Annotated in this window: 2 protein-coding genes and 2 pseudogenes; all 4 read right to left on the bottom strand. The window is 62.7% G+C overall.

Annotated features, from left to right (window positions below; genetic code table 11):
- Window positions 1–587 (bottom strand): annotated as a pseudogene (locus G4L39_RS15870) (methyl-accepting chemotaxis protein); the annotation flags it as partial.
- A gap of 794 nt (window positions 588–1,381) precedes the next feature.
- Window positions 1,382–1,945: a PDC sensor domain-containing protein gene (locus tag G4L39_RS03810; protein ID WP_165106048.1), complete on the bottom strand. Its 564-nt coding sequence runs from the start codon at window positions 1,943–1,945 to the stop codon at window positions 1,382–1,384.
- Window positions 1,946–1,986: 41 nt separating this feature from the next.
- Window positions 1,987–3,411, bottom strand: a complete 1,425-nt coding sequence (locus tag G4L39_RS03805) for an alginate export family protein (protein WP_205880762.1) — start codon at window positions 3,409–3,411, stop codon at window positions 1,987–1,989.
- Between the two features lie 119 nt (window positions 3,412–3,530).
- Window positions 3,531–3,900: pseudogene (locus G4L39_RS03800) on the bottom strand (hypothetical protein); the annotation flags it as partial.

Raw genomic sequence — 3,900 nt, 5'->3', positions numbered from 1 at the left:
GAGTTGATCTGGCCGATGCCCTGGCTTTGTTCCTGGGAGGCGGCGGCGATTTCGGCCACCAGCTCGTCGACCTGACGGGCCTTGCCCAGGATGTCCTGCAGGTGTTGGGCGACCCGCTGGCTGATGTCGGCGCCGGCCCGGCTTTTGGCCACGGAGTTTTCGATTTTTTCGGCGGTTTCGCGGGCGGCGGCGGCGGCGCGCTGGGCCAGGGCCCGGACCTCGTCAGCCACGACGGCGAAGCCCATGCCGGCTTCGCCGGCGCGGGCGGCTTCGACGGCGGCGTTGAGGGCCAGGAGGTTGGTTTGGAAGGCGATTTCGTCGATGGTTTTGATGATTTTGGAGATTTCGGTGCTGGCGGTTTGGATGTCGTCCATGGCGCGGGTGAGTTGGGTCATTTCGGTCTGGCCGGCTTCGACGGCGGTGCGGGTTTGGGAGGCGAGGGAGCGGGCCTGTTGGGCGTTGGCGGCGTTGCGCTGGGTCATGGCGGTCAGTTCCTCCAGGGAGGCGCTGGTTTCCTCCAACGAAGCCGCCTGCTCACTGGCACCTTGCGCCAGGGATTGACTGGAACTCGACACGTGGTCGGCGGCCACAGCTGTGGCCTCGCTGGCCAGGTGAAGGTTCTCGGCCAGCGACTTCAGTTGAGTGGCGATCCGGGTCTTGAGTCGCCAGCCCAGCCCGGCCACCAGCACAACCAGGACCCCCATGAGGGCCAGGCTCCACAGCGCGTTCTGTTGTGCGGCGCGGGATTGTGCGGCGACTTGCGCATCCGTCTGTTCGCGCAGCCGGTCCGTCTTCGCATTCACCTGTTGAAGCAGGCTCTCGTATTTGGGCGTGTAGTCGCTGAGAAACACTTCGTACGCGGCTCCGTTGTTTCCCATGAGCAGGGGATCGAGCACGCGCTTTTGAGCATTTTCAAATTGTTGGAAAGCCTCGCGCAGGGCGGGGTTGCCGCTGCCACCGCCGGCCATGGCATTGATCCTTTCGGACAGGGCTGCCGCGGCTTTTTGAAACGATTGAAGGCCCTGTTCCAGGCGGTCCGGATCCCGTTCCCGCAACAGCGCCTGCAGGAGCGCTTGTTGGTGGGCAAGGTCGAGAATTAGGTGATGACTCTGCTCCATACCGGCGATGGCGGTCTGGGTGATGGCCCGGGAGCGGCTTAGCAAACGTTGGACGGTTACGAAATAGACGACCGTTCCGAGGATCGTCACGCCCAAAGCCAATGCGATCAGGGCGATGAGCTGTTGGGGGATGCTTTTTTGACGGTTCATGTTGTTCCTCATTCGATGCGACGGGTTCTCACTGTGGGTGGTGGAGACAAACCTACGACGCAAGGCGGGCGGGGCCGGGCTGGCAAGCCTTGCCCCCGCGCGACTGAGGGCCCTTACGAGCCCAATTTGTTGAGGCTCAGGCCCACCACCAGCGACCCAATGGGTTTGCCGTCGTCAAGGATGGGGACGGAAACCTGGATTTGCTGGACACCCGTGGATTCATCCAGCTCGGGCTCGCCCTGCCACGTTTTGCCGGACATGGGGACCTCGTGTTTGGGCTTCCCCTTGTGCGACCAGTTGGTGGTCTTGCTGAGAAATGCCACCTTGGTTCCGTCGGCGCCGGAGATGAAGGCCTCGCTGACCGAATCATCCTTCAGGGCCTTCAGCCGCTCGGCGGCGGCATTCTTGGTGAGCGAACGGACGAAGGGATCCAGGACGGGCAGGGACTTCCATTTGTCCTGGGTCATCGCCCTGGCGTCGGGTGAAGGATTGGCATTGTGTTCCTTGACCGCCTTGACGATGACCTCGTCGGCCGCCCAGGACTGGATGGTTTTGAGCTTGGCATCGATTTTGGCCTGCAGATCGGGCGTGATTCCCTGGGCGCCGGTGAACGTCCGGGCGCCCAGGAAGACCAGCAGGCTGAGGAGCGAGATGGTTTTGCAGGTTCTTCGTTTCATGGTGCTTCTCCTTTTCGATGGGTTGTATGGTTTGCGGTTGGTTAGAAGACAACGGTTGCTTGAACGTACGCCCAGTCGGCGTCCTTGGATCCGCCGACGGCCCGTTTCGACTGGTCAATGTAGTCGCCGGTAAAGAAGTGGCTGTACCCGGCACGAAGGTTGAGCCATCGTGCAGCCGACCAGATCACGTCCACATCGAGCTCGGATCCCACGAAACTGTCGTAGGAAGCGTTGCGTCCGTACCCGAGCCCATTCCTACCGGAGCCCGACTGCGGATAGAAGTAGTCGGCGGTGTCGGCCAACCAGAAGAACATGTAGTCCACGTTGACGGTCAGAGTTGGTGCAGGTTTGACCTGCAGGCGGGCCATGGGGTTGTGGATGTTACGCCAGCCGACGACATCCATGATCCCGTAGAGCTTGTGGTTGGTCGGGAACAGATTGTCGAGGGTTTGGCTTTTGCCGTCGTTGGGATCGCTGTCACCGGTGGAGAAGTTGTATTCGAATCCCAGACGAGGTGTCCCCCAGGTGTCCTTCCACGTATAACCTGCGGCCACGGTGGCCGCCCAAGCGTCCTGATCGCGTTGACGGCCGCTCTGGGTGATGTTGCCGAACTGGTGCAGGGCCTCGATCGCGTAATCCCAGTTGCCCAGGGAGTTCCTGGGCGACACGGCGCGGACGCCGACGGTGTAGATGTCGCGGGAACCGACCCGGGCACGGTTGGGCGCGTCCGTGTTCCGGCCCAGGAAGTAGACTTCGAGGTCCTGCCAGGGGAACAACTTCTTGACCCCGCCGTACAACCCCCAGAAGTGGTCTTTTTCGTTGGATTGGTTGAAGCGGCCATCGCGGGGCACGACCACGCGGCTGACGAAGGCATCGGCCCAGAACGAGTCCTCCTGGAACCGCAGGCGCACCGCATCAAACGACCGTGTGATGTTGCCCCAGTCGGAGCGGCCGATGAGGCGTTCGTCCCCGTAGCTCAGCTCCATGCGGCCGGCCTGCAATTGCAGCGGGAACGTTTTGAGGTCTCCGAGACTCACATGGGCCTCCTGGAGGTCAAGGCGGTCCTCACCGGGACGCCCGCGGGCGTCCTCACCGGAACTGTTGCTGTTGCGTACCTCCGTGTAGAACCGGAACCAGGAATGTTGATAGCCCACGTGGAACTTTTCCCGGGTCAGGATGAAGGTGTCATCATTATCCACCCCGGAAGCCTGGAAGTCGGCGGCGGGTGACGCCGGGGATGCGTTTTCATAAGTTTCTACGCGGGCCCGGGCTTCTCCGCCAATGTCCCAGTCTTTCCAAAGGGTTGATTGCTGCTGCAACCATCCGTTGATCAGGGTGGAGGACTTGCCCGGGGCCGCCTGCCCTGCCGCGGTGAGTGGCAGCAGCAGGCCCAGGCATCCCGGCACCAGCAGTCGGGCCATCCCGGCCAACGGGGCAGGGCCGGCGGGCGTGGTTCTCATTTTCATTGAGGTTTTACCGTTGAGTGCTTGGCTATGCTTCGATGTTGGCTTCATAAGGTTGTCCTCCATCACCGTCCGTTCATGGACGCGTGGATGGGTGCTCCTGTGTGGGTGACTTGTCCGGGTCAGGCTTCGTGCCCGACCCCGGCGGGTTCGGGCCGAGCATGCGCCGCCCGATCCCGGACTCCGATCCCGTGGCCGTGCGCCAGGGATGTTGAGGCTCGATGGCTCGCGGATCGGAAATCGGTTTGCGGGGCCCCGGTGGTTCGTCCCTGGCCGTTGTGGTAGCCCACCAGCTGGACCAGGGTTTGGACGGCTTGTCGCAGGGATGCAGCCTGGGCGGTGAGTTCCTGGGCGGCTGCGGCGCTTTGTTCTGCGGCGGCGGCGTTGGCCTGGGTGACTTTGTCCATTTGGCTGACGGCAGAGTTGATCTGGCCGATGCCCTGGCTTTGTTCCTGGGAGGCGGCGGCGATTTCGGCCACCAGCTCGTCGACC

The sequence above is a fragment of the Limisphaera ngatamarikiensis genome (genome assembly GCF_011044775.1).
In the GTDB taxonomy this organism is placed as follows: domain Bacteria; phylum Verrucomicrobiota; class Verrucomicrobiia; order Limisphaerales; family Limisphaeraceae; genus Limisphaera; species Limisphaera ngatamarikiensis.
This window is presented reverse-complemented; position numbering and strand designations above follow the sequence as displayed.

Excerpts from the sequence above, each read along its gene's own strand:
- G4L39_RS03810 (WP_165106048.1), bottom strand. The coding sequence starts at position 1,945 with ATGAAACGAAGAACCTGCAAAACCATCTCGCTCCTCAGCCTGCTGGTC.
- G4L39_RS03805 (WP_205880762.1), bottom strand. The coding sequence starts at position 3,411 with ATGAAAATGAGAACCACGCCCGCCGGCCCTGCCCCGTTGGCCGGGATG.